Annotated in this window: 23 protein-coding genes and 1 pseudogene; 11 read left to right on the top strand and 13 right to left on the bottom strand. The window is 55.7% G+C overall.

What is annotated here, in order from left to right:
* Positions 1-69: 69 nt before the first annotated feature.
* Genes ELY38_RS09180 through ELY38_RS09190 form a run of 3 tightly spaced genes read right to left on the bottom strand, consistent with a single transcriptional unit; the run spans position 70 to position 2441 of the window.
* Positions 70-732, bottom strand: a complete 663-nt coding sequence (locus tag ELY38_RS09180; protein ID WP_127061561.1) for an anthranilate synthase component II — start codon at positions 730-732, stop codon at positions 70-72.
* Positions 729-2144, bottom strand: coding sequence for an anthranilate synthase component I family protein (locus tag ELY38_RS09185; RefSeq protein WP_127061948.1), 1416 nt, complete (start codon positions 2142-2144; stop codon positions 729-731). Before ELY38_RS09185 ends, ELY38_RS09180 begins: the two co-directional genes overlap by 4 nt.
* A gap of 6 nt (positions 2145-2150) precedes the next feature.
* Complete coding sequence (locus ELY38_RS09190; RefSeq protein WP_127061563.1) at positions 2151-2441, bottom strand: Trp family transcriptional regulator; 291 nt, start codon at positions 2439-2441, stop codon at positions 2151-2153.
* Positions 2442-2573: 132 nt separating this feature from the next.
* Between ELY38_RS09190 and ELY38_RS09195 the strand changes: the two genes are divergently transcribed.
* A complete protein-coding gene (locus ELY38_RS09195) occupies positions 2574-4460 on the top strand; it encodes a monovalent cation:proton antiporter-2 (CPA2) family protein (RefSeq protein ID WP_127061565.1) in 1887 nt (628 codons plus the stop codon).
* 17 nt (positions 4461-4477) lie between these two features.
* Here ELY38_RS09195 and ELY38_RS09200 read toward each other — a convergent pair whose 3' ends face one another.
* From ELY38_RS09200 to ELY38_RS09240, 9 genes are all read right to left on the bottom strand, one after another.
* The gene (locus ELY38_RS09200; protein WP_185858953.1) at positions 4478-5050 is read right to left on the bottom strand and encodes a hypothetical protein; all 573 of its coding nucleotides are present in this window, start codon (positions 5048-5050) and stop codon (positions 4478-4480) included.
* 42 nt (positions 5051-5092) lie between these two features.
* The gene (locus tag ELY38_RS09205; protein WP_127061569.1) at positions 5093-5911 is read right to left on the bottom strand and encodes a class I SAM-dependent methyltransferase; all 819 of its coding nucleotides are present in this window, start codon (positions 5909-5911) and stop codon (positions 5093-5095) included.
* Complete coding sequence (locus ELY38_RS09210; RefSeq protein ID WP_127061571.1) at positions 5908-7647, bottom strand: AMP-binding protein; 1740 nt, start codon at positions 7645-7647, stop codon at positions 5908-5910. Before ELY38_RS09210 ends, ELY38_RS09205 begins: the two co-directional genes overlap by 4 nt.
* A gap of 53 nt (positions 7648-7700) precedes the next feature.
* A complete protein-coding gene (locus ELY38_RS09215) occupies positions 7701-8624 on the bottom strand; it encodes a hydroxymethylglutaryl-CoA lyase (RefSeq protein ID WP_127061573.1) in 924 nt (307 codons plus the stop codon).
* An 11-nt stretch (positions 8625-8635) separates the two neighbouring features.
* Positions 8636-10678 carry an acetyl/propionyl/methylcrotonyl-CoA carboxylase subunit alpha gene (locus tag ELY38_RS09220; protein WP_127061575.1) on the bottom strand — a complete coding sequence of 681 codons (2043 nt, stop codon included), beginning with the start codon at positions 10676-10678 and terminating at the stop codon, positions 8636-8638.
* A gap of 18 nt (positions 10679-10696) precedes the next feature.
* A complete protein-coding gene (locus tag ELY38_RS09225; RefSeq protein ID WP_127061577.1) occupies positions 10697-11506 on the bottom strand; it encodes an enoyl-CoA hydratase/isomerase family protein in 810 nt (269 codons plus the stop codon).
* Between the two features lie 11 nt (positions 11507-11517).
* Complete coding sequence (locus ELY38_RS09230; protein WP_127061579.1) at positions 11518-13125, bottom strand: carboxyl transferase domain-containing protein; 1608 nt, start codon at positions 13123-13125, stop codon at positions 11518-11520.
* A 9-nt stretch (positions 13126-13134) separates the two neighbouring features.
* On the bottom strand, positions 13135-14304 hold the full coding sequence (locus ELY38_RS09235; RefSeq protein ID WP_127042620.1) for an isovaleryl-CoA dehydrogenase: 1170 nt from the start codon (positions 14302-14304) through the stop codon (positions 13135-13137).
* 127 nt (positions 14305-14431) lie between these two features.
* Complete coding sequence (locus ELY38_RS09240; protein ID WP_127061581.1) at positions 14432-14860, bottom strand: MerR family transcriptional regulator; 429 nt, start codon at positions 14858-14860, stop codon at positions 14432-14434.
* 373 nt (positions 14861-15233) lie between these two features.
* Here ELY38_RS09240 and ELY38_RS09245 point away from each other — a divergent pair, with 373 nt between their 5' ends.
* The 9 genes and pseudogenes from ELY38_RS09245 to ELY38_RS09285 all read left to right on the top strand — a co-directional run bounded on the left by ELY38_RS09245 (position 15234) and on the right by ELY38_RS09285 (position 24411).
* Positions 15234-16022: an ABC transporter ATP-binding protein gene (locus ELY38_RS09245; protein WP_127061583.1), complete on the top strand. Its 789-nt coding sequence runs from the start codon at positions 15234-15236 to the stop codon at positions 16020-16022.
* Complete coding sequence (locus ELY38_RS09250; protein ID WP_127061585.1) at positions 16019-16768, top strand: ABC transporter ATP-binding protein; 750 nt, start codon at positions 16019-16021, stop codon at positions 16766-16768. The genes ELY38_RS09245 and ELY38_RS09250 overlap by 4 nt, the downstream gene beginning before the upstream one ends.
* Before the next feature lie 137 nt (positions 16769-16905).
* Positions 16906-18120 carry an ABC transporter substrate-binding protein gene (locus ELY38_RS09255; protein ID WP_127061586.1) on the top strand — a complete coding sequence of 405 codons (1215 nt, stop codon included), beginning with the start codon at positions 16906-16908 and terminating at the stop codon, positions 18118-18120.
* 84 nt (positions 18121-18204) lie between these two features.
* Positions 18205-19092 (top strand): branched-chain amino acid ABC transporter permease, encoded by an 888-nt coding sequence (locus ELY38_RS09260; protein ID WP_127061588.1) that lies wholly within the window; start codon positions 18205-18207, stop codon positions 19090-19092.
* Between the two features lie 2 nt (positions 19093-19094).
* A complete protein-coding gene (locus ELY38_RS09265) occupies positions 19095-20087 on the top strand; it encodes a branched-chain amino acid ABC transporter permease (RefSeq protein ID WP_127061590.1) in 993 nt (330 codons plus the stop codon).
* 246 nt (positions 20088-20333) lie between these two features.
* The gene (locus tag ELY38_RS09270) at positions 20334-21488 is read left to right on the top strand and encodes an acyl-CoA dehydrogenase family protein (RefSeq protein WP_127061592.1); all 1155 of its coding nucleotides are present in this window, start codon (positions 20334-20336) and stop codon (positions 21486-21488) included.
* 59 nt (positions 21489-21547) lie between these two features.
* Positions 21548-22663, top strand: a complete 1116-nt coding sequence (locus ELY38_RS09275) for an enoyl-CoA hydratase/isomerase family protein (RefSeq protein WP_127061594.1) — start codon at positions 21548-21550, stop codon at positions 22661-22663.
* A gap of 57 nt (positions 22664-22720) precedes the next feature.
* Positions 22721-23629, top strand: a pseudogene (mmsB, locus tag ELY38_RS09280) (3-hydroxyisobutyrate dehydrogenase); the annotation flags it as partial.
* Positions 23630-23784: 155 nt separating this feature from the next.
* A complete protein-coding gene (locus ELY38_RS09285; RefSeq protein WP_127061598.1) occupies positions 23785-24411 on the top strand; it encodes a glutathione S-transferase family protein in 627 nt (208 codons plus the stop codon).
* Between the two features lie 141 nt (positions 24412-24552).
* On the opposite strand, the gene ELY38_RS09290 is transcribed toward ELY38_RS09285, so the two are convergent.
* Entirely contained in the window at positions 24553-25473 is a 921-nt protein-coding gene (locus tag ELY38_RS09290) for a ketopantoate reductase family protein (protein WP_127061600.1), read from the bottom strand.
* A gap of 532 nt (positions 25474-26005) precedes the next feature.
* Between ELY38_RS09290 and ELY38_RS09295 the strand changes: the two genes are divergently transcribed.
* Positions 26006-26491: a DUF1440 domain-containing protein gene (locus ELY38_RS09295; protein ID WP_246009108.1), complete on the top strand. Its 486-nt coding sequence runs from the start codon at positions 26006-26008 to the stop codon at positions 26489-26491.
* Positions 26492-26882: the final 391 nt, after the last annotated feature.

Here is a 26882-nt window from a genome sequence, read left to right on the forward strand (position 1 = left end):
TGCTGGATATCACTTGGCGGTGATACCCAGCATTTTTTATAGTGAGGGTAACCAGACTGCCATTCTTCTTTAGGCTGCTAGCAGGAAGTTGGCGATAAGCTCTTTGCCCCCTTCCGTCGCAAACGATTCAGGATGAAACTGAATGCCATGAATCGGATAGTCGCGGTGCTTGATCCCCATCAATTCAAACTCGCCTGCAGTACTCCAAAAGCTGCGCTGCTCGAACGCATCTGCGTTCAAATTGCCCACAGCGGCGGTAACCTGCAGACAGTCGGGCAATGAGTCGGCGTGAGCAATGAGCGAGTGGTAGCGCATAACCTCAAGCTGGTCGGGCACGCCCTTGAATACGGACTGCTGATTGTGGGCCACCGGGCTGATCTTACCGTGCATGGGTAACGGCGCCTTGACGACCTGACCACCAAACACATGCACAATTCCTTGCATGCCCAGACAGACGCCCAGCAATGGCGTGGTCTTGCCGAGCTCTTTAATGACCTCGGCACATATGCCAAAGTAGCGCGGGTCGTCCGGCGAGCCGGGGCCAGGGGAGATAATGATGCGGTCCGGCGCCATGTCGACAATATCGGCAAATTCAATCTGGTCATTGCGCTTTACCACAATCTCAAAGCTACCCAGCGAGCCGCGATTTTTTTCCGTGGTGAGAATCTCGCCAATAAACTGATAAAGGTTATAGGTAAACGAATCGTAGTTATCAATGATCAACACTTTCATGCCGGGCTCTCCGATTCCATAAAGGGGGCTAAGGCTTTGCGCGTACCGGCAAATTTACGCCGAATCTCTTCGTACTCATCCGCCGCGTTACTATCAAACACGTTGCCGCCGCAGGTTTGTACATAAGCCCGCTCGCCGTTCACAAACACGGTACGGATAGGGATGGCAAAGGTGCAGTCACCGTTAAACGAGAACTGGCCCACCGCTCCGCCATAAGGGCCACGCCCATCGGTTTCCAGATCATCAATAATTTTCATGGCTTCAATCTTGGGCGCGCCGGTTAACGTTCCAGCCGGGAAATTGCTGGCAAGGGCACTAAACATATCTTCGCCTTCGGCGATAATGCCCACAATTTCGCTGGAGATATGCTGAACGTGGCTAAAGCGCTTGATATCCATTAGGCTGCGCACCTTTACCGTGCCAAACTGGGCAACCCGGCCAATATCATTGCGATGCAGGTCAACGATCATGTTGTGCTCGGCAATCTCTTTAGGATCGTTCAACAATGCCCTGGCCAATTGGGTGTCTTCTTGAGCATCACGGCCACGCGTGGTGGTGCCAGCCAGAGGAAAGGTCTCCATTTCACCCTGGCGTAGCCGAAAAAGAAGCTCAGGGCTTGCGCCGATCAGCTTCTGTTCACCAAACTTCATGTAGTACATCTGGGGTGAAGGGTTAATTGTTCGCAGCTGGTCATACAGAGCAACCGTATCGCCCTCAACACGAAAGCGCTTTTTAAAGCCAACCTCACACTGAAACACCTTGCCGTCAATAATATCCTGCTTGACCTTCGCGACCGCCGCGGCGTGCTCTGTCTGACTCATGGTATCGCCAAGCGCGGTAATTTTCAGATCGTTGCTCTCGATATCTTCGGCATCGATAAGCGCCTGAAGGAAGTCAAAGCGGCTATGGTCGTAATAAAAGTAGGTTACCTCACCGGTCATCTTGTCGAGAATAAGGCCGTCTTTATAGAGCCCAAAGCGGAACGTATCGAAGTCATCGCTGGCTTTTAACGAAAGCGTAGGTTCGAAGTACTGCATTGCGTCGTAGCCAAGGTAGCCGCTTAACCCACCCGCATATTTTCGTGAAATGATATTTTGAGGTATCAGGCTGCGAAGCAGCGCGTAGGGGTTATCGCTTGGATAGTGTTCGACGTTGCCTGAGCGGTCTTCAATACTCAACGTCTGGCCGTTGGCATAAATCGTGTATTCAGGGTCAAAGCCAATAATGGAGTGACGGGCAATATGGCTATCCTCGCCAAGCGACTCCAGCATGTAGCAGGTGTCGAACTGCCTCTCTATTTTCTTGAACAGCGCAAAAAAATCGCAGTCTGCAGCCAGTGTGGCATAGTGGGGCTTACGCGGCAGGGTAAAAGGGCGCGGTCCGGTAGCTGATTGGGTTGTTGCTTGGTTCATCATGATTCAGCGGTCCAGTGTTGAGTGTGAAGTACCTAGCGCGCGCGAGCCCCGGGAGACGGTGGCAATGCCAACACCCAGCATCTGGGCAATCTGGCGGTGAGGTACGCCGTCACTTAGCAGGTTGAAAATTTGCAGCCGTTTGCTGATTTCCTGGTACTCCGCAGGGGTCAGAAGGCGCTCAAGCGCCTCATTCATGGCCTCTGGGCTATCTACCTTCAACAGGTAGTCTATCAGCGCGTCCCGGTAGTCATTCTGGGAAGCCGGGTCGTGTAAAGAGGAGTCATGCTGGGGCATAGGCGTACCGATAGAAAATGATTTGTACTAGCATACTAGTACAATATCCAGATTGACAGGGAAGTCAAGCAAAGGGTTATTCAAACGGTTTAATCGATTACTATACCGCTACGTTGATTCAAGGAGCGCTGCATGACGGCCTATTTTATTCAAGCGTTTATCTACCTTTTGGCGGCAGTCATTGCAGTGCCACTGGCCAAGCGCTTTGGGCTGGGGTCGGTGTTGGGCTATCTAGTGGCAGGCGTTGCCATCGGCCCGGTATTTGGCTTGGTAGGGCAAGAGACCAATACCATTCAGCACTTTGCTGAATTCGGTGTGGTGATGATGCTCTTTTTGGTGGGTATGGAGCTTGATCCCAAAAGTCTATGGGCCATGCGGGTGCGGTTGGTCGGGCTTGGTGGCCTGCAGGTGGTCATTACCGCCGTCGCCGGTTCCCTTATCGCCTTCTGGCTGGGTCTGGTCTGGCAGACGGCGTTAGCGGTAGGGCTGATCTTTGCGCTTTCCTCTACCGCGATTGTGCTGCAAACCCTCAATGAGAAGGGCCTCGCCAAGACTGAAGGTGGACGCAGCGCCTTTTCCGTCCTGCTATTTCAGGATATTGCCGTTATTCCCATGCTGGCACTGATTCCGCTGCTGGCGCTGCCTGAATTAATGGGGGCTGGCGGCGGAGATGACCATAGTAGCTTCAATCTGGTGTCACACCTGCCCGGCTGGGCCCATGCCTCGGTTGTGATCGGTGCCGTTGCGGCCGTTATTGCCGGTGGCTATTACCTCGGGCCGCCGCTTTTTCGCTATGTGGTTGGGGCTGGGCTGCGGGAAATATTTACCGCTACCGCGCTTATGGTGGTGATCGGCATTGCCGCATTGATGAGCCTGGTGAATCTTTCACCTGCATTAGGGGCGTTTTTAGCTGGTGTGGTACTTGCCAATAGCGAGTTCAAGCATGAGCTGGAGGCCAATATCGAGCCATTCAAGGGGCTGTTATTGGGGCTTTTCTTTATTACCGTGGGTGCGGGGATAGACTTTGAGGTATTGGCTGCCGAGTGGGGTACCGTACTGGCCCTTGGGGTCGCCGTTATCGTGGTCAAGGCCGTCGTTTTATTAGCGCTGGCTTTGCTGTTTAGAATCAAGGGAAGCAATTTCTGGCTGTTTGCGCTGAGCCTGGCGCAGGCGGGCGAGTTTGGGTTTGTGCTGCTGACCTACAGTGTACAAAACAGCGTTATTCCGCCTGAAACCGCGCAGATTCTCTCACTGGTAGTGGCGCTTTCGATGTTTTTAACGCCGCTTTTATTTATCGCTTATGACCGCCTGGTGCTGCCACGTTATCGTAGCGATAAAGAGAATGACCGTGATGCCGATGATATTGAAGAACAGGCACCGGTTATCGTGGCCGGGGTCGGGCGGTTTGGGCAAATTGTCTGCCGCCTGCTACGGGCTAATAACATCCCGATGGTCGTGCTGGACCTTGAGCTTGAGCAGATCGAGAACTCCCGGCGCATCAATATCAAAAGCTACTTTGGCGATGCCAGCCGCTCGGATCTTCTAGAGCGGGCAGGTATTGAGAATGCCCGGCTGCTGGTAGTTGCCATTGATGATCGTGAGCGCGCGGTACAGATGATCCGACATGTAAAACACTACTATCCCAATGTGTGGATACTAGCCCGCGCCTTTGACCGTGGCCATGGTTATCAGCTACGCGAAGCCGGGGCCGATGACGTGGTCAGCGAAACCTATCACTCCGCGCTGGAGCTTGGCGGTCACGCGCTAACTGCCATGGGTGTGCATCCCATGCGGGCAAAACAGATGACCTGGTCGTTTGTGCAAAATGAAGAAGCCCATGAGGATGAGCTGTTTGAGGCTTGGAAAGAGATCGAAGGCGGTATCAGCTTTAGCCCACGCTATGGCGAGCTGTTCATGAAGCTTGAAGAGTCGCTGAACACCGCCATGCATCAAGACTGGCAAGAACCCAGTCGCGAGGATGTGCCGACCTGGACGCCGCCTGAAGAAGGCCAACGGTAAAGGGTGTAGAAATCAAACTAAAACGGCAGATGCAGCGATGCGCTTAAATGGTTGAGGTGACTCAATGTTGGCGCATCAACGCGTTCGTACTCCAGGCGGGTGATCAGGCGGTTGATGGTGACAGTGGCACCAAAACCTTGCAGCCAGGCAGTGCCGCCTTCATTTGCACCCTGCGGTTGATCGGTATCGCTACGCCATTCCGTCAGGCCCGATTTGGCGTATATGCTAAAGGCGCCTAGACGAATCCCGGCGACGATGGCGCCACCCAAGCTCAGAGTATCCATGATCAGGGGGGACATGCTGGAGGCAATCGGGACTTCTTCGCTTTCGCGATAGGCAATCTCAGCACCGATATCCAGGCGAGGAAGCTGCCAGGGGCTGTAGCCTGCTGTTAATCGAAAACCCGAGGTGTAGCTATCCAGGCTGCTCAAGTCGCTGCCTTCCAGCACCACGCCGTTTTCCAGCTGCATGAGTTCGCTATCGGGCGCAGCGTAAGCCACTACGGGTAGCGTGTCGTTGGCGATAGCATTGGCGAGAAGTAAAGGAGAGCCAATAGCGCCGTACAGTATAACGCCAGCCAAGCGTTTCATGGGTATTCCTCATCCTTGGCCTTAATTATTATCCCCACAAGCTTAGCAACAGGCGCGTATTTCTACCAAGTTAATTGCACCTGATTTGAGATTAAGTAGCAGGTTTCTCCCCATTTCCTGAAAACGGTCGCCAAATACCCACTGTGGGGAGAGTATGGGCGCCTGGGTGGTTTGCTCCTTGCCCCGCTGGCGCTCGCGCCATTCAAGGGCGATGTCGCTCCAATTCACGTCATGCTCCAGAGTAAATCCGCTCTCTTCCAATAGCACTTTCAAGACTGAATGGCCGTTCAGGTGGGAATGCTCAGGCGTTGCCGCCCAGGGGACCGGGTAGCGCAGCGTGCCTGGGTTAGGCCCACTCACTACTTCATGCATTGCAAGTTTCCCGCCGGGACGCAATACCCGGCGACTTTCGTTCAGTACTCTGTGCGCGTTAGGCATATTCAAAAGGCTGTGCTGAAAAAGCAGTGCATCGAAACTGTTATCGGCAAACGGCATAGCGCAGGCATCGCCGGTTAACCAATAAAGCGGCGAGCCCGTGGGTGCGGCCAGTGCGCTTAGCGCCTTGTTAAGCGCGCTAAAACGATGGGTGATATCCAGGCCGGTCATCTGAAAGCCGAGCGCTGCGCCCTGGCGCATTAGCCCCCCAAGGCCTGCGCCAATATCCAGCACGCACGGGTGAGTCGCCGGGTCCAGCAAGCCAAGTAACCGTTTGGATGCGCTTACCCCGCCAATATGCAGTTGGTCCAGCGGGGCAAGTTGGTGCAGCGTGGGCCCCGCGGGGTAGTGGGCGTGAATTTGCGCTAGCACCTCAGCATCGCGAAGCCCCAGTTGGTAATGTGCTGCCAGGTGTGCTGCCTTCATGAAGAGGACTCTTGGCCCAGGCCCAATTCCTGAATCGAGATTTCACGCATCTTGAATTTCTGAATCTTGCCGGTCACGGTCATGGGAAATTCATCGACGAATTTAAAATAGCGCGGAATCTTGAAGTGGGTGATCTTGCCTTTACAGAACTCGCGCAGATCTTCGCCGGTGATCTCGTCCGCCGTGCTGTTCAGCTTGACCCAGGCCACCAGCTCTTCGCCATATTTCTTGTCAGGTACGCCGGTTACCTGAACATCGGAAATTGCCGGGTGGGTATACAGGAACTCCTCGATTTCCTTGGGATAGACGTTCTCGCCTCCGCGAATCACCATATCCTTGATACGTCCGACAATCTGCACGTAGCCTTCGTCATCCATAGTGGCCAGGTCGCCGGTATGCATCCAGCCTGCGTTATCAATGGCATCTAATGTCGCCTGCTCATTATTCCAGTATTTAAGCATTACGCTGTAACCCCGGGTGCACAGCTCTCCAATCTCGCCACGGGGTAGAATACCGCCATTGCCGGGGTCAACAATCTTGGTTTCCAGGTGCGGCTGAGTGCGGCCTACAGTAGAAACACGTTTTTCAATGCTGTCATCTGCGCCGGTTTGCGTGGAAACCGGGCTGGTTTCGGTCATGCCGTAGGCGATCTGCACCCCTTTCATGTTCATCTTGCTAATGACCTGCTTCATGATTTCTGCCGGGCAAATGGAGCCTGCCATGATGCCGGTGCGCAGCGTGGAGAGATCGGTTGCGGCAAAGTCAGGGTGATCCAGCTCGGCGATAAACATGGTAGGCACGCCGTAGAGCGCGGTGGCTTTCTGTTCATGTACCGCCTTGAGCACTTTACCTGGGTCGAAGCCTTCGTCGGGGTAAATTATCGCTGCCCCGTGGGTCATACAACCCAGGTTGCCCATCACCATGCCAAAGCAGTGGTAAAGCGGCACTGGGATGACCAAGCGATCCTGGCTGGTAAACCCCATGCTCTCGGCGACAAAAAAGCCGTTATTGAGAATGTTATGATGAGAAAGCGTTGCCCCCTTGGGGAAGCCGGTGGTGCCGGAGGTGTACTGAATATTGATTGGGTCATCAAACTGAAGTGTGGCCTGCAGGTCGTTGACATCGGTTTGGCTAACCCGGCTTGCCTCCTGCATCAGATCGCTCCAGCGCCACATGCCGCTGTGTTTTTCAGCGCTCAGGTTAATCACGCACTCAAGCTTGGGAAGTTTCTGTGATTTGAGCTGACCTTCGGTGCTGGTTTGAAGCTCAGGTGCCAGCTCATAAAGCATGCTGCGGTAGTCTGAACTCTTGAATTTATCCGCGCATACTAAAAAGCGCGCCCCGGACTGGTTGAGCGCGTACTCAAGCTCGTGGGTGCGGTAGGCCGGATTGATATTGACCAGAATAGCGCCGATTTTTGCCGTTGCGAACTGGGTCAATGTCCACTCTGCGCAGTTAGGCGCCCACATGCCGACCCGATCGCCACGCTGTACGCCAATGGCCAGCAGGGCACGCGCGCAGCGGTTTACCTCTTCATGAAGCTCGCGGTAGCTCCAATGGATATTTTGATGCAGCACAATCAGCGCATCGTTATCAGGATACTGGGCGGCAATCTGGTCAAATTTATCGCCAATGGTCATACCAAGAAGCGGTTTGTCCGCCGTGCTGCTGGTATAGCTGGGCAAGGGTTGAGTAGATAGTGCTTGGGTAGATAGGGTGGGTGCCTGTAGTGCCATGATGTCTCTCCGAATGTTTTTATTGTCTGATCGAATGGACTGCATTTAGGGATTCATTTCGGGCAGCCGCCTCTGGCCAGGGCAACTTTCGAGCCGGGTTTGCGGCCTAGCTGACTAGTAATCCAATAGCCGGTTTCCAGCACAGCCTCAAGGTTGATGCCCGTTTCAATACCCAGCCCTTCAAGAAGATAGAGCACGTCTTCGGTGGCGACATTACCCGAGGCGCCCTTGGCATAGGGGCAGCCACCCAAGCCTGCGGTCGCCGCATCAATCACGCTAACGCCTTCTTCCATCACCGCGTAAAGATTGGCGATAGCCATGCCGTAGGTATCGTGAAAGTGTGCGGCCAATTGATCAACGGGTACCTCGTGGCCAACCGCTTCAATCATCCGCTTGGCGGCCAGCGGCGTGCCCACGCCAATCGTGTCACCCAGCGATATTTCATAGCAGCCCATGTCATGCAGGGCACGGGCTACCTGGGCTACGCTTTGGGGGGCAATATCGCCTTCATACGGGCAGCCCAGCACGCAGGAAACGTAGCCGCGTACGCGCACGTCCGCTTCCTGGGCGCGGCTGAGTACCGGCTCAAAGCGCTTGAGAGATTCAGCAATTGAACAATTGATGTTCTTTTGCGAGAAGGATTCCGAGGCGGCGCCAAACACCGCGACTTCATCAATGCCTGCGGCCAGGGCGTTTTCAAGCCCTTGAAGATTAGGCGTCAGTGCTGAATACACCACGCCGGGCTCGCGCCTGATGCCGCGCATGACCTCAACGGCGTCCCCCATTTGCGGTACCCATTTGGGCGAGACGAAGCTTGCCGCCTCGATATGGCGAATGCCGGCTTTTGCGAGCCGATGGATCAGCTCGATCTTGGTTTCGGTAGGCACCATAGCCCCCGGTTCGTTCTGCAAGCCGTCTCTGGGGGCCATTTCAAACAGGCGTATGCGCTGGGGTAGGCTGGATTGGCGCAGTGGCATGGTTAAGCTCCTTATTCGCTGGGGGCAAAGTCGAGCAGCACATCACCCTGGCTGACAGTGTCGCCTGCCTTGAAGTGAAAGTTTTCCACCTGGCCATTGGCTGGGGCGGACATGGTGTGCTCCATTTTCATGGCCTCCATCACCATTAGCGGCATACCTTTTTCAACGCTTGCCCCGGCTTCAACCAGTAGTGCTACCACGGTGCCGTGCATCGGCGCGGTAAAGCTTGCCTGAACCTCATGCTGGCCGTGGTCAACGGCATCCATGCGCTGCCAGAGCAGGCGTATTTCACCATTCGGGTCAGCCAGTATTAGTGCATTGCCATCCTGCTGAGCCTGCAAACGGCGGCGTTGACCGTCAAGTGTGATGGCCACCGCATCACCGGTTAAGGGAATCAGGCTGGCACGAAAGGTTTGCTCATTAACGGTTAAATGCCAATTCTGCTCACCGGCGTTACGCCGACCTTCTACGATTACCAACGAGGACTCAGTCTCGGAGGTCGACTGAGAAAGCTTGGGGTCATTCAACGCAATACGCACCGTATGGGGGGCATTGAGGCGAAAGCCGTCGTGGCGATCCCAGGGGGAGGCGCTTTCACGTTCTTGAGTAAGCTGGTGCAGGCCTACCAGCGCGGCGCTGGCGTAATCCTCTGGCGAGTAATCTCGCGGAGCAAATAGTGTTGCCTCATGGCGCTCGATAAACCGCGTATCCAGCTCCAGGTTCTTGAAGGCCGGGTGGGTGGCAAGGCGCTGCAAAAAGGCCCGGTTGGTAACCACGCCCTGAACATCCAGCGCTGCCAACGCGCGGTTAAGGGTGGCAAGCGCTGCGTTGCGATCCACGCCGTGTACGATCAGCTTGGCGAGCATCGGGTCGTAGTGCATGGAAACCGTATCACCACTCTCAACGCCGCTATCCAGGCGTACCTGATCAGCCTGTAAGCCTGCCCCTGCTAGATCCAGCGTAAAGCGGGTGAGCTTTCCGGTGGCGGGCAAGAAATCCTGATCGGGATCTTCGGCATAAATCCGAGCCTCAAAGCTGTGCCCGGTAATCGTCAGCTCGTCCTGGGTGCAGGGTAGTGGCTCATTCATGGCCACCCGTAGCTGCCATTCGACCAAGTCCTGTCCTGTGATCATTTCGGTAACCGGATGCTCGACCTGTAGGCGGGTGTTCATCTCCATAAAGTAGAACGAACCGTCAGCGTCGAGAAGAAACTCGACAGTACCCGCGCCTACATAGCCGATCTCCTGGGCGGCACGCACGGCCGCATTACCCATGGCTTGGCGGAGTTCAGGTGTCATGCCAGGAGCGGGGGCTTCTTCGAGAACCTTTTGATGGCGGCGCTGAACGCTGCAGTCGCGCTCGAACAGGTAAACACCGTTGCCGTGGGAGTCGCAAAATACCTGTACCTCCACATGGCGGGGTTGCACTAGATATTTTTCAATCAGCATTCGGTCATCGCTGAACGCCGCCCTGGATTCACGACGGCAGCCTTCGAGTGCGGCTTGAAAGGCCTCGCTTTTCTCGACGACGCGCATCCCTTTACCGCCGCCCCCAGCGCTGGCTTTCAGCATTACCGGGTAGCCAATCTTGTCGGCCTCCTCAAAAAGCAGAGCATCATCCTGGTTATCGCCGTGGTAGCCCGGTACTAGCGGCACATCCGCATTGGCCATGCGTGCCTTGGCCGCGGATTTATCGCCCATGGCGGCAATGGCCGAGGCGGGCGGGCCGACAAAGATAATGCCCGCTTGTTCCAGAGCGCTAACGAAGCTGCCATTCTCGGAGAGAAAGCCGTAGCCTGGGTGGATAGCGCCACTGCCGGTACGTTTAGCGGCCTCAATGACCGCGTCGATATTCAAATAGCTTTCTCGCGCGGCGGCAGGCCCTAGGCGAATGGCTTCATCGGCTTCGCGTACGTGGCGGGCATTGGCATCGGCGTCGGAGTAGACCGCGACGGTTTTAAGCCCCATCCGGCGGGCGGTGCGCATTACTCGGCAGGCAATCTCGCCGCGGTTAGCCACCAGTAGAGTGTCGAACTTGTTCACTTCAGAAATCATAAACGGGGCTCCGCAGCACTATTGTTGTTGGGTATCGGAACGCTGGTCCCAGGCAGGACGGCGTTTTTCAAAAAAGCTTGCCAACCCTTCCTGGCCCTCCTGACTCACCCGCAGCTTGGCGATCACCTGACAGGTTTGTTCCCGCGTGGTGTCACTATCCGGAGACTGGCTAACGGTCGCCAATAGTGCTTTGGTTGCCCGCTGCGCCTGGGGAGAGCCTGCCAGCAGAGTGTCGAGCATTGCCTTCACGGCGCTGTCGAGTGCGTCGTGCTCCACGACCTGATGAGCCAGACCCAGCTCAAGCGCCGTTGGGGCATCCATGACTTCAGCGCTTAGTGCATAACGGCGCATCTGGCGTGCGCCCAGTGCGCGCTGTACATAAGGGCTGATGACGGCAGGCGAAAGCCCGATTTTAACTTCCGAGAGGCAGAACTTAGCCTGCTGGGAGGCAATGACAATATCGCAGCAGGTGGCAAGCCCCACGGCGCCGCCAAACGCCGCGCCCTGCACTCGGCAGAGCGTGGGGCAGGGCAGCGTATCTAGGCGATGCATCAATTCAGCAAGCTTGCGCGAGTCGGCAAGGTTATCTTCCAGGTCATAATCGACCATGCGCTTCATCCAGTTCAAATCCGCGCCAGCTGAAAAGCTTTTGCCCTCAGAGCCCAATACGACGACCCGTACATCGCCCGTGTCAGCAAGCGGATGTAGCTTTGTTAAATGCTCGTTTAGTTCAGCAATCAAGTTGTCGTCAAAAGCGTTATGAACCTCCGGGCGGTTGAGCGTGAGCCGCGCAACGCCGTTCTTGATCATCAGTGTCGAACACGTCATGGTGGTACCCCTTACATCCGGAACACGCCAAAGCGCGTCTCTTCAATCTCGGCATTCATCGCCGCAGCTAATGAAAGACCCAGTACATCGCGGGTTTGCAGCGGGTCAATCACGCCGTCGTCCCATAGCCGAGCGCTGGCGTAGTAGGGGTGGCCCTGGTGCTCGTACTGCTCCCGAGTAGGCTGCTTGAAAGCCTCTTCGTCATCAATAGTCCACTCACGGCCTTCGCGCTCATACTGCTCGCGTTTGACTTGGGCGAGGACGCCCGCAGCCTGCTCGCCGCCCATCACGGAAATGCGCGCGTTGGGCCACATGAAGAGAAGATTAGGGTCATAAGCGCGGCCGCACATGCCATAGTTGCCCGCTCCGAAGCTTCCGCCAATCAGTACGGTGAACTTGGGCACTTTGGCGCACGCCACTGCAGTCACCAGCTTAGCGCCATGCTTGGCTATACCTTCGTGCTCGTACTTGGAACCCACCATAAAGCCGGTAATGTTCTGCAAAAAGACCAAAGGAATCTTGCGCTGAGCACACAGCTCAATAAAGTGGGCGCCCTTTACCGCGCTTTCCGAAAACAGCACCCCGTTATTGGCAACGATTCCTACCGGGTGGCCGTGGATATGGGCAAAGCCGGTGACCAGGGTGTCACCGTAATAGCGTTTAAATTCGTCAAAGTTTGAGCCATCGACAATCCGGCCAATCACTTCACGAACATCAAAGGGCTTTTTAAGGTCGGTGCCCACAATGCCGTAAAGCTCAGCGGGGTCGAGCTTGGGTGGCTCTGGCGCCTGCATGGCAAGTTTGCCGCGCTTTTGCCAGTTCAGGCGCGAGACACAGCCGCGGGCAAGCTGCAGGGCATGCATATCGTTTTCGGCATAATGGTCCGCCACGCCGCTGACTTTGGCATGCACATCGGCACCACCCAAGGCCTCTGCGCTGATGCTTTCACCAGTGGCCGCTTTAACCAGCGGCGGGCCGCCCAGAAAGATGGTGCCCTGTTCCTTAACGATGATCGATTCGTCAGCCATGGCCGGCACATAGGCACCGCCTGCGGTGCACGAGCCCATTACCACGGCAATTTGCGGGATGCCCTCGGCAGACATCGTGGCCTGGTTGTAGAAGATACGCCCGAAGTGGTCGCGGTCAGGGAAGACTTCATCCTGACGGGGGAGGAAGGCGCCGCCTGAATCAACCAGATAAATACACGGCAAACGGTGCTTGCGAGCGATCTCCTGCGCGCGAATATGCTTTTTAACGGTAAGGGGGAAGTAGGTCCCTCCTTTGACCGTGGCATCGTTGGCAACAATCACGCACTCAATGCCTGATACCCGGCCAATACCGGTAATCACGCCCGCCGCCGGTACGTCGGTTTCATATACCCGATGGGCGGCAAGCGCTGAAAACTCCAGAAAGGGCGAACCTTCATCCAGCAAGTGGTCGATTCGGTCACGGGCAAACAGCTTGCCCCGGCTCTCATGGCGCTCGCGGGCCTTGGCGCCGCCGCCCTGGGCGATCGCGGCATTTAGCTCGCGCAGCTTGCTCACCTCATGAAGCATCGCAGCCGCGTTGGCCTGAAATAGATCGCTTCTGGGATTAACCTGGCTGTTAATCATGCTCATGGCGCGCCCCTACTTGCTTTCGGTGAAAAGTTCACGGCCAATCAACATCCGCCGAATCTCGCTGGTACCCGCGCCAATTTCGTACAGCTTGGCATCGCGCAACAGGCGCCCGGTGGGGTATTCGTTGATATACCCGTTACCGCCAAGCAGCTGGATTGAGTCTAGCGCTACCTGGGTGGCTTTTTCAGCGCAGTAAAGGATGACGCCCGCGGCATCCTTGCGTGAGGTCTGGTCGCGGTCGCAGGCGGCAGCCACGGCATACAGGTAGGCGCGGCAGGCGTTGAGCGTGGTGTACATATCCGCGACCTTGCCCTGCACCAGCTGGAACTCGCCAATCGACTGATTGAACTGTTTGCGTTCATGGATATAAGGCATCACGACATCCATGGCAGCCTGCATGATGCCGACTGGCCCGGCGGCCAATACGGTGCGTTCGTAATCCAGGCCGCTCATCAATACGCGCACGCCTTTGCCTTCCTCGCCCAGCACGTTCTCAGCAGGCACTTCGCAATCCTGAAATACCAGTTCGCAGGTGTTGGAGCCACGCATGCCCAGCTTGTCGAGCTTCTGCGCTGTGGAGAAGCCCGGCATGCCTTTTTCGATTAAAAAGGTGGTAATGCCTTTGGAACCCGCTTCCGGGTCGGTCTTGGCGTAGACCACCAGCACATCCGCATCAGGGCCGTTGGTGATCCACATCTTGTTGCCGTTGAGAATGTATTTGTCGCCCGCTTTTTTTGCGCGCAGCTGCATGGAGACCACATCCGAGCCTGCGCCGGGTTCGGACATTGCAAGCGCACCCACGTGCTCGCCGCTGATCAGTTTGGGCAAGTATTTGGCTTTCTGCTCGGGGGAAGCGTTGCGCTTGATCTGGTTCACACACAGATTGGAGTGGGCACCGTAAGAGAGCGCCACAGACGCGCTGGCCCGGGAGATTTCTTCCATGGCGATGCAGTGGGCAAGATAGCCCATACCGCTGCCGCCATCCTCTTCAGAAACGGTAATCCCCAGAAGCCCCATATCGCCAAACTTGCGCCAGAGGTCGTTGGGAAACTCATTGTTTCGGTCGATTTCTGCGGCACGCGGGGCAATTTCGCTGGCGGCAAAGGCGTTGACCTGCTCGCGCAGCATGTTCATTTCGTCATCCAAGCCGAAATTGAGTTCTGAGTAGAGAGAAAACATGATCAATCACCTGTTTATTGAGACATTGTTAGAGAGGTAATAAGAACGTTAGTTAAATAGTCAGTAAGACAGTTAATGAGACGGTTAATGAAATAGTTAACGGGATAGCTAATGCGCGTCTGAAATATTAAGGGGCAGACGAAGGCGTCTTGGCGCGCTCTTCGTCATTATGTTTTTCGTGTAGCTCTTCAAGCGCTTGGCGGCAGCGAATCTCGGCGCTTTCCAGCTCCAGCTGCACCATGGTGATATCTTTCATTTGCTGTTCAAGGGCTGCCCGGCGCTCAGTAATTTTGCTGAGCATGAGATGTAGCTGCTTTTCGCTGCCGCTTCTGGTTTCATCCCAAAGTTCAAAGAGTTCGCGAATTTCTGCAAGCGACAGGCCCAGTCGCTTGCCGCGCAGGGTGAGCTTTAGCCGTACACGATCCTTGCTGCTGTAAATACGCGTTTGGCCCCGGCGAGCCGGATGCAGCAGCTCCTGATCTTCGTAAAAACGGATGCTGCGCGTGGTGACGTCAAACTCGCTGGCCAGTTCGCTGATCGAGTAGGTTTTGCTCATTAGCCTGATTCTCTTGAAAAGGGGCAGTTTCATGGAACACTACCCATGAGGCTAAAACAAGTTGACGTTAACGTAAAGATATCATTGTTTCGCACATTCTAAATCTGTTCATCGGTAAAATACTGTTAAATATAATATTTAGGAAATATTTGAGTTGAATGTTACATCTTGTAGACCAAAGTTGTAATTGTAATTGCCCGCTAGAGATTGCTAGTTTGCACTTAAGCTTTACGTAAAGGTAAAGATAGGTTGCCAGCTAACAATAATTAAAGCGTTGCTCCACGGTTTTGTAAAAGCAGCTAGGGTTGGGAAAACGTCAGCCCACTAACGATCAGCAGCAAAAAGATAAAAACAATAAGAGGCCTGTCATTAAATGAGTGGACCCACTACCTCTCCCGGGCCAGTTCTCGAAACGCGAGGGTTGACCAAAGAGTTCCGCGGCTTTACGGCAGTGGATAATGTCAATCTAAGCGTGCAGGAAGGGCATATCCATGCCCTGATTGGCCCCAACGGTGCCGGTAAAACGACGGTATTCAATTTACTCACCAAGTTTCTTCCCCCTACGCGGGGCGAAATTCTGTATCGCGGCAAACCGATCACTTCGCTTAAATCCAATCAGATTGCCCGTCTTGGCCTGGTGCGCTCGTTTCAGATCTCCGCCGTGTTTGCCCATATGACCGCGCTTGAAAACGTCCGCGTCGCCCTGCAGCGCCAGTTGGGCACTTCCTTTCACTTTTGGAAATCGGAAAAGTCGCTTGATCATCTTAATGAGCGTGCCCTGGCGCTGCTTGAAGAGGTGGGTCTGCGAGAGTACGCCGACACACTGACCGTTGAAATGCCCTATGGCCGCAAGCGCGCACTGGAAGTGGCCACGACGCTGGCGCTGGACCCGGTGATGATGCTGCTCGATGAGCCCACCCAGGGGATGGGCGCGGAAGATGTTGATCGCATTGTGGCGCTGATCAAGCGGGTGTCCGTCGGGCGTACGGTCCTGATGGTGGAGCACAACCTGAGCGTGGTGAGCCGTCTGTGTGATCAGATCACCGTGCTTGCCCGTGGCGCTGTGTTGGCAGAAGGCGACTATCAGAGCGTTTCGAATAACCCGCTGGTGCGTGAGGCCTATATGGGCAGCGACGCCGCTGAAGAGAGGGCGCGCGCATGATGACTGCTAATGCCGTGACCACTGAACCAAACGCCCAATATCAAGCCCGAGAAATGCTCAGAGTCAAAGACCTGCACGCCTTTTATGGCGAGTCGCACATTCTTCATGGGGTCAATTTTGATGTAAAGCAGGGCGAGTTGGTGACGCTGCTGGGCCGTAATGGCGCAGGGCGCAGCACTACCCTGAAAGCCATGATGAACATGGTGGGGCGGCGCACCGGCTCCATTGTCATCAGCGGCCAGGAAACGCTTTCCATGAAGCCGCACCATATTCCACGGCTGGGAATAGGCTACTGTCCCGAAGAGCGCGGCATTTTCGCAAGCCTGGATGTGCATGAGAACTTGCTGCTACCGCCCACGGTGAGCTCCGGCGGGATGAGTCTGGATGAGATTTACGCCATGTTCCCCAACCTGTATGAACGACGAAAAAGCCAGGGCACGCGGCTTTCCGGCGGTGAGCAGCAGATGCTGGCCATGGCGCGCATTCTGCGTACCGGAGCGCGCATATTGCTGCTTGATGAGATAACCGAAGGGCTGGCGCCGGTTATCGTGCAGAAGCTGGGCGAGGTGCTGATGCAGTTGAAGGCACGCGGCATGACCATCGTGCTGGTAGAGCAGAACTTCCGCTTTGCAGCGCCCTTGGCTGACCGCCATTTCGTGATGGATCACGGGCAGATCGTCGAGGAAATTAGCGCCGTACAGCTGCCTGCGCGGCGCGAGCATCTCAATTCCATGCTGGGGGTTTAACGCACCACACCGCGATATTTCTACAAATTAAATCGGCACAAAGCCAGGTCGCTACACATCTAGGTCGCCAAAAGATCAGATCACAGCACTACAACGTCGCACCACAACAACAAAGGCCATCGCGCCAGGAGACGAACATGACGTTAATCAAGAAAACACTCACGGCAAGTATTGCCATGGCAGCCGCCGTCAGCATGTCGGCTCATGCCGAGATAAGCGATAACGAGGTACGCATTGGCTATCTGGCGGATATGTCTGGCACATACCGCGACCTGGCCGGCCCCGGCGGCCTGACCGCGCTTGAAATGGCCATTGCCGATTTCGGCGGCAGCGTGAATGGTTCGCCTATCGTAGTGTTTAGCGCCGACGATAGAAATAGCGCCGACGTGGGTGCCAATACGGTGCGCGAGTGGATCGACCAGCGCAATGTGGATATGGTCGCAGGCCTGGTGGCGTCATCGGTGACTATCGCGGTGACCAAGGTGCTTGAAGAGAACAACAGCCTGGGCCTGGTATCAGGGTCGGCGGCGTCAAGTGTGACCAACGAGCACTGCACCCCCAACCATATTCACTGGGTATACGATACCTATCCACTCGCCAACGGCACCGCCAAGGCGGTGGTTGAGCAGGGCGGCGACAGTTGGTTCCTGCTGACCGCCGATTACGCCTTCGGCCATGCGCTTGAAGCCGACGTGACCAGCGTAGTGGAAGCCAGCGGTGGTGAAATTCTCGGCAATGTTCGCCACCCGTTCCCGACCAGCGACTTCTCCTCTTATATTCTTCAGGCGCAAGGCTCTGGTGCCAAGATTGTGGGCCTGGCCAATGCCGGGGCCGATACGGTGAATGCGATTACCACCGCCAGCCAGTTCGGGCTCACCCAGTCTGGCCAGCAGTTGGCGGGCTTGCTGATTTTCTTGAACGACGTACACGCGCTTGGCCTTGAAGCCACCCAGAACCTGCTGCTCACTACCGGTTGGTACTGGGATATGGACGAGCAGTCCCGCGAGTGGTCTGAGCGTTACTTTGAAGAGGTTGGCCGCATGCCCACCATGGTGCAGGCAGGTATCTATTCAAGCACCATGCATTACTTGAAAGCGGTTGAAGCGGCGGGTACCGACAACCCTGAAACCGTGCGTGCCCAGATGGCTGAAGAGCCCATTAATGACTTCTTTGCCCGCAACGGTCGCATTCGTGAAGATGGCCGCATGGTTCACGATATGTACTTGGCGCAGGTGAAAACCCCGGAAGAGTCCACTGGCGAGTGGGATCTCTATGAAATCCTGAGCACGATTCCTGCTGAAGAAGCCTATCGTCCGCTCTCCGAGAGCCAGTGCAAACTGGTGCAAAACTAGGCGATCCCTGGCTTTTATCACGTATTACCGCTCGGGCAGTGGCCGTAAGGTGGCTGCCCAGCCAGCGGCAAGGAGTGTCGTAGCATGACGATGATATTCGGGGTACCCATGGCCGTGTTCATGGGCCAGCTGACGCTGGGGCTGGTCAACGGTGCGTTCTACGCGCTGTTGAGCCTGGGGCTTGCGGTCATCTTTGGCCTTTTGAAAATCGTCAATTTTGCCCACGGTGCCCAGTACATGCTGGGCGCTTTTGCAGCGCTCTTAGGTTTTCGCTATCTGGGCATCAACTACTGGCTGGCGCTGGTGCTGGTGCCACTGGTAATTGGCGGGCTGGGTATGCTGGTCGAGCGTTTTCTGCTGCGCCGGATTGCCCATCTGGATCACCTCTATGGGCTTTTATTGACCTTTGGGCTAGCGCTTATTTTCGAAGGCACGCTGGTCAATCTTTTCGGCGTTTCCGGGGCGCGTTACGCCACCCCTGAAGTTCTGCAGGGTGGGCTGAATCTGGGCTTTATGTTCTTGCCCACGTACCGGGCCTGGGTACTGGTAGCGGCCCTTGCCATGTGCCTGTTTACCTGGTTCATGATCGAGCGCACCCGCTTGGGGGCATATCTACGCGCGGGTACTGAAAACTCTCAGCTTATGCAGGCGTTTGGGGTAAACGTACCGCTGTTGATTACCCTGACCTATGGCTTTGGGGTGGGGCTTGCGGCTTTTGCGGGTGTGTTGGCCGCGCCGCTATACCCTGTATCGCCCACCATGGGCTCAAGCCTTCTGATCGTGGTGTTTGCGGTGGTAGTCATTGGCGGGATGGGGTCGATTCTTGGCGCCATTCTTACCGGTCTGGGAATGGGCGTTATTGAAGGGCTGACCAAAGTGTACTACCCAGAAGCAGCCAATACGGTGATCTTTCTGGTCATGATTTTGGTACTCATGTTGCGCCCCGCAGGGCTGTTCGGGAAGGAGGCATAGTCATGACAGAATCTCATGTACTCAAGGCGCCCTCGGTAGTGGCCAAGCGTCAACGCCGAGCCAACCTGCGCCGCAACGCGTTCTATTTGGCGCTGATTGTTCTGGGGTTGGTAGCTCCGTTTATTGCCTACCCCGTGTTTTTAATGAAGATACTTTGCTTTGCGTTATTTGCCTGCGCCTTCAACCTGCTGCTGGGCTATGCCGGGCTGCTGTCGTTTGGTCATGCAGCGTTTCTGGCCACCGGTGGATATACAACCGGTTACCTGCTGGCAAGCTATCCGGGGCTTACACCCGAGCTGGGGATTATCGCGGGTACGCTGATGGCTACGCTGCTTGGCGTGCTGTTCGGCGTGCTCTCTATCCGACGCCAAGGGATCTACTTTGCCATGGTCACGCTGGCGCTGGCGCAGCTGATGTTCTTCGTGTTTATTCAGTCGCCGTTTACCGGCGGAGAAGATGGCTTGCACGGCGTGCCAAGAGGTGAGCTCCTTGGGTTCATCAGCCTGCGCAGCAATATGGCCATGTACTACTTTGTGTTTGCGATTTTTCTATTCGGCTATGCGCTTATTCAGCGCACCGTGCATTCACCCTTTGGTCAGGTGCTTAAAGCCATCCGAGAAAACGAGCCAAGGGCGATTTCGCTGGGCTACAACGTGGATGCCTACAAGCTGGTGGCGTTTGTAATCTCGGCGGCGCTGGCCGGGCTTGCCGGTTCCACCAAGACCGTGGTGTTTCAGCTGGCCTCCCTCACAGATGCGCATTGGCATATGTCGGGTGAGGTGATCCTGATGACGCTACTGGGCGGTGTGGGCACGCTTTTAGGGCCGATTATGGGCGCAGGGCTGGTGGTCAGCCTTCAGCACATCCTCTCGCAGTCGCCTCTAGGCAACTGGGTCAGTGTGATGTTGGGGCTTATCTTTGTGGTCTGCGTGCTGAGTTTTCGAAGCGGTATTGTGGGCGAACTGGGCGCTATATACCGCAAAAATTTCAAATAGGCTGAGTGCTTTCCTTGCTAGGCGCCCTTGGGCGCCTTTTTTATGACGGAGGTGGGTATCTACGCCCAAGGTAGAGGGGGTAATACGTTGCGTGGTGGAGGTTTAGGCGATAAGTTAACGTAAACGTCAATTAGCCTGCTGCGACTTGCACGGCATTGATTGACCACTAATAACGACAATAGCGAGCGCCCGCACGGTACGTGTTACCCAAGCGCTAAGTGCTCATGCTTTTCGCGGAGATTCATCATGAATTTTGAGCTGAGTGAAGACCAGGTGGCCTTTGCCGATATGGCAAAAGCCTTTGCCCAAAACGAGCTTGAACCCCATGCGGCCCAGTGGGACGCCGAGGCCTTCTTTCCGGTGGAGGTGATTAAAAAAGCGGGTGAATTGGGATTCTGTTCGCTCTACGCGCCGGAAAGCGTGGGTGGTCTTGGTCTTTCCCGGCTGGATGCCAGCATCATCTTCGAGCAGCTTTCCATGGGTTGCACCTCCACGACGGCCTATCTCACCATTCACAATATGGTGACCTGGATGCTGGCCGATTTTGGCAAGCCTGATGCGGTCGAAAAGTGGGGCGCCAGGCTCGCCACCGGTGAGCTGCTGGGTTCTTACTGCCTGACCGAGCCGGGGGCAGGTTCAGACGCCGCGTCGCTTAAAACCACCGCCAAGCGTGATGGCGAATATTACGTGCTCAACGGCAGCAAGATGTTTATTTCCGGGGCAGGCAGCACCGACTTTCTAGTGGTGATGGCGCGCACCGGGAGCGAAGGCGCAGGCGGCGTCTCTGCGTTTGCGGTGGATGCCAAGGCAGAAGGCATCAGCTATGGACGCAAGGAAGACAAAATGGGCTGGAACAGCCAGCCCACCCGCACGATTACTTTTGAAGACGTACGTGTACCCGCCAATCATTTGCTGGGCGTTGAGGGCGATGGCTTCAAGATTGCTATGAAGGGGCTGGACGGTGGGCGCATCAATATTGCCACCTGTTCTATCGGCACGGCCCAGCAAGCGATCAACAAAGCCCGGGAATATATGCTGGAGCGCAAGCAGTTCGGCAAGCGCCTGGCGGATTTCCAGGCCCTGCAGTTTCGCTTGGCTGATATGGTGACCGAGCTAGTGGCCGCCCGCCAATTGGTCAGGATGGCCGCTACCAAGCTGGATGCCGGTCACGCCGATGCCACGACTTACTGCGCCATGGCGAAGCGCTTTGCCACCGATGTAGGCTTCAAGGTATGCGACGAGGCGCTTCAACTTTACGGCGGCAATGGCTATATCAAGGAGTACCCCATGGAGCGCTACGTGCGCGACACCCGGGTACACCGTATCTTGGAAGGTACCAACGAGATCATGCGCCTGATCATATCGCGCCGCGTGCTTGCCGATGGCGCCGCCGAACTATAGTGCGAACTATAGTGATAGCCACCTAGAGTCATCACATATCGTGCATAAAGGATAATGGAATGAGTAGCGTACTGTTTAACGAGCACGCCACCCAGGATGGCCACGCCATTGGCGAGATCAAGCTCAACGCCGAGCGCTCGCTCAACGCGCTAACCCTGGAAATGATCGAGGCCATATTGCCGCAAATAGACGCCTGGGAAGCGGACGAGCGCATTGTCGCGATATTGCTGGATAGCGCAGGCGACAAGGCCTTTTGTGCCGGTGGCGATGTGGTCAATCTCTACAAGGCGATCACCGGCCAGGGCGACCCGAGCTTCCCTGAGCGTTTTTTCGAAACCGAGTACCGCCTGGACTACCGGCTGCACACCTATTCAAAGCCGGTTATTTGCTGGGGCAGCGGGATCGTCATGGGGGGCGGCATGGGGCTTTTAAGCGCCAGCAGCCACCGTGTGGTAACCGAAACCTCACGGCTGGCCATGCCGGAAGTCACTATCGGCCTTTACCCAGATGTAGGCGCCAGCTGGTTTCTAAACCGTCTGCCGGGTGGCACGGGGCGTTTTCTGGCCGTCACAGGTAGCCAGATCAACGCGCTGGATGCGCTGCATCTAGGCCTGGCCGACCGTGCGATTGCCAGCCACCGCCGTGATGAGCTTCTGCAAAAGCTACACCAGGCCGCCTGGGGGACGGGAGAAAACACCGATGCCCACGGCGTGGTTAATCGCACGTTACGTGAGCTTGAGCAGGCCTCCAAGGCTGATTTCGAAGCACTGGAAACTCCCGTGCATGACTTCCTGCCACAGATTCGCGAACTGATCGACCACGACACCGTTGAGCAAATGGTGGCTGCTATCCTCGCGGTTGAAAGCGAGGATAAATGGTTTAGCAAAGCGCAGAAAACGCTGGCCCACGGCAGCCCGGTTTCCATCAAATTAATCGATGAGCAGTTAGCCCGCGCCAAGTATATGTCGCTTGCCGAGGTGTTCCAGGCAGAGCTGGCACTTTCAGTTCAGTGCTGCCGTCACCGGGAATTTCCTGAAGGCGTGCGCGCGCTGCTGGTCGATAAAGATGGCCAGCCCGCCTGGACCTACCCGGATGTGGCCTCGGTAGAACACTCCTTTATAGACGAACTGCTGGCGTCGCCCTGGGAGAAAAATCCGCTTTCCGATCTCAGATAACGTTCCACGGACGATTATTTCAACGACTCCTGTTTCCAACGAGCTACTAATAAGGATAAAAAGATGACGACCGTTGCGTTTATTGGTTTAGGCAATATGGGTGGCCCCATGGCGGCTAATCTGGCAAAAGCGGGCTTTAGCGTACGCGCCTTTGATCTCTCCAAGGATGCTCTGGAGGCCGCCAGGTCACACGGCTGTGAAATGGTGGCATCGGCTTCTGAAGCCGCCAAGGGTGCCGATTTTGTTATTTCCATGCTGCCCGCCGGTCAGCACGTTCGCGGGCTTTTTATGGATGGCGATACGCCGCTTTTCGATGTGATCAAGCAGGGCGCGCTAGTGATCGATTCATCGACCATCGATGCCGACACCGCGCGCCAAGTGGCCGCCGCTGGGGCTGAAAAGGGCATTGGCTTTATTGATGCGCCGGTATCCGGTGGGGTAGGCGGTGCCCAGGCGGGCACGCTGACCTTTATCGTGGGCGGTAGTGAGGCGCAGTTTGAACAGGCGAGGCCCTTGCTCGATGTGATGGGCAAGAACATCTTCCATGCAGGCGACCACGGGGCGGGGCAGGTGGCCAAAGCGTGCAACAACATGCTGCTTTCCATTCTGATGGCGGGTACGTGTGAAGCGATCAACATGGGCGTAAAGAACGGTCTCGACCCCGCCGTGCTTTCCGACATCATGAAGCAGAGCTCCGGCGGCAACTGGGCGCTTAACGTGTATAACCCCTACCCAGGTGTTATGGAAAACGCCCCGGCCTCCAAGGGGTATCAGGGCGGTTTCCTGGTTGATTTAATGGTCAAGGACCTGGGGCTTGCCATGGATGTCAGCCAGCAAAGCGCATCCCCCGTGCCCATGGGCTCGGCCGCGCGCGCGCTGTTTACCCAGCACAAGGCGAACGGCAATGGCCGCCTCGATTTCTCAAGCCTGATGCAGTTCTATCAGGATAAAGAAGGTAGGGCGTGAATGGTGTTGTAGCGCATGGTAACGAATCTTGAAGAATGAGCAAATGAGGCACCCGCGACATGCACCGCGCCAGACGCTGGCTGCCTCAACTTGCCACCCAACCCGGCGCGAGGCACACTTTATGTCCTTGAAATTCACCAACAATAAGGATCGCCATGATTACCCTCTGGGGCCGCGATAACTCCACCAATGTTAAAAAAGTACGTTGGGTGCTGGACGAGCTGAATGTACCCTTTGAGCAGATCCAGGCAGGGCTTCAGCACGGCGTAAATAACACGCCCGAATACCTGGCCATGAACCCCAACGGGTTGGTGCCGCTACTCAAAGACGACGCCACCGAAAGTGTATTGTGGGAATCCAACACCATCATCCGCTACCTGGCCGCCCAATATGGCCAAGGCAAACTGTGGATTGAAGAACCTGCCAGGCGTGCCCAGGCGGAAAAGTGGATAGACTGGGCCAACAGCACGCTTTCCCCCGCGCACCGGGTGATTTTGATGGGCTATGTAAGAACGCCTGAAGAACAACGCGACCACGCCGCGATTGAAGCAGGCATGCAAGCCTGTGAAAAACTGTTTGAACTGCTGGATAACGCACTCGCCAAACAGGTATGGCTTTCAGGCGACGTCTTTGGCCTGGGCGATATTGCCGTGGCCCCCTTCGTCTACAACCTATGGAACATCGGCCTGACCTGGCAACCCCGCCCCAATCTGGAGCGCTGGTATCAACAGCTAACCGAGCGCCCCAGCTTCAAAAAAATCGTGATGATCCCCGTTACCTGATCTAGCGGTGGGTACACTTACGAGCCGCTCAAGTTTAAAGGTAGGCACGAACAAGTAGCGCGCGGTAACGAGCACCGCGAGGCACCCGCGAAAGGGCAGCGCCCAGCTGCCCCAAGCCCGATAAAACTTAAAAACTAAAAACTAAAAACCCGCCTCCAGCTCAGCCAGCTCACCATCCAACCCCCGTAACACCTCACAACCCACCCCATGCCGCTCAGCACTCTCAATCAACGGCCCCAAGATCGCTCCACGCTCGGTAAGCCGCTTGGTCTCAACATCCTGCAACATTGAAGCTTTATTATTCGCTGTCTTCTCAATAACGTCCCAAACCAATGCCAGCCAAGCATCCAAGCCGCTGCCACCGTTGGGCGCTTGAATACCCTCGGCCAGCATAATCGCCGCCACTTCCTCAACTACCGCCTCAACGCGGCCTGCGTAAGCAGCGTCATGCAGCTCACCGTTACGCACGCCATGCAGCGCTACTAACGGATTAATCGCCGCATTCACCGCCAGCTTCTGCCATAGGCGGCTACGAATATCATCCACCGCTGTAGCGGCAAGTCCCGCCTGAGTTAACGTTGCCACCACTACCTGCGCCAACTCCCCATGCCGGTTATTCAAATCCCCCGCAAATGTATGCCCACGCCCTGCATGTACTACGCCATCATCACCTGTTAAATAAGCACCTTCTGTGGTGGTAGCGCACAGCACTGGCCCCGGCCAGAGTTCAGTCAGCCTTGGCTGAGCCAAAAAACCGTTCTGCCACAGCACCAGTGGGGTAGTCGAAGAAATAACGTCCGCCACGCTTTCCAATGCCGCTTCAGCAGCCATCGCCTTGGTGGTGATATGCACAAAAGCGGGCGGCGCTGGCGCATTGGCTAACAATTGCGATGTGGTTATCACGTTTAAGTGCTTGATACGTGGCTCGCCTTCGGGGGGCGTTATTGTTTGCTGCTCAGGCAGTGTGCGGCGGCCGATTAATGTGACGCCAGCTAGAGAGGAGAGCGAGTGGGCCAATAAACGGCCGATGGCGCCAGGGCCTAAAATCCAATGTGAGGTCATCGAAACGTTACTCAGCAAGCGGAGTTGCCGATCAGCTTACCTTGTTCTCTACAAAGATATGAAGGCGGTGAGGAGAATCGTAATAAGGGACTAACTCCTAATAACTACAATAAATATCTTCTATTAGCGTTAGGGGTAATCATATTTAGTAAACTTTAGTGAGCGTTTGAGTTACAGCGTCTACCAAAGTGGAAGATACGAGCAGTTAGTAGAATAGAATCGTAAGGTGCTGAGCTCAGTGCCCGCTTTCGACCGAGGCTGTGTGAAAACGATGTGGCCGCTATACTTTACCAAGGTTCCCTGAAAGGGTGTTTACAAAATAGTAGTGATTGATTGTTGCCCCTATCCTCAGCATCGTCGAATTCATCAAGCCGGACAATCTGGCTTCGGTGCCGTTCAACATCGCCTGTGGTCGCTAACGCAACTGCAAGGAGGGCCGTACTGGCATCTGCTTCACATTGTGCCGGGCGCTGGGCTACATTTGCGACTATGGTGAGCCATGTAAGCCGACATATGTCTCAAGGAGGAAGCTATGAATCGCTACTTGGCCGGTGCCATCGGCGGCCTGCTCGCCACCGTTCCCATGACCCTTGCCATGGAGGCGCTATATCGGCGGCTTCCTCGGGAAGAGCGCTACCCGTTGCCGCCGCGTGAGATCACCCAGAACCTTCTGCAGAAAGTGGAGGCGGATGCGCTATTGGATGAAGAGCAGCGCGTCGAGCTAAGCCTTGTCAGCCACTTTGGCTATGGTGCCTTCGCAGGGGCGCTGTACCCCGCCGCATGTCAACGAGTCGCGCATCCTTTGGTCTACGGCAGCGGCTACGGCGTGGCGATATGGGCAGCGAGCTATTTCGGCTGGATTCCGGCGCTGCATATCCTCCCGCCGCCCAACCGTCACCCGGCCAATCGTCGCCGGCTAATGATTGCCGTTCATCTGGTGTGGGGGGCCGGCACCGTATGGATCGGCGAGTGTCTGGCAAACCGACGGGACGCCCCCCCTCGGCAACGGCTGGATTAGCCACGCACCACTTGCAGGTTTGGGGCACTATGCCCCTGGTTCTCCTGCATCCGCTCGCTGTACCAGTTGATGGGGTCGATACCCTGAAGTGAATAAATTGATAAGGGCTACAAGCGCATAAAGGCCCTGTGTTCATTTGTTTCAAAGCTATAAGAATTCAATAGGCGCTCTTTGATGCTTTATAGTCCAAATGACATATCAGTAACAGTTGGCAATCAGCGGAGCAGAATCTCTAGGCTCCTAGAGTGACACGGGGAGTACACGTGGATTAGCCTGAAATTTTCAGTTTCACCCTGCCAGGACCCAAAGCAGATGTGCCGGGAAACGCAAAAAGAGCGCGAATTTTGGATAAATAATCTAATATAAATTTTTATGCTCAGTATCATAAGAT

It is taken from the genome of Vreelandella nanhaiensis, assembly GCF_003990185.1.
In the GTDB taxonomy this organism is placed as follows: domain Bacteria; phylum Pseudomonadota; class Gammaproteobacteria; order Pseudomonadales; family Halomonadaceae; genus Vreelandella; species Vreelandella nanhaiensis.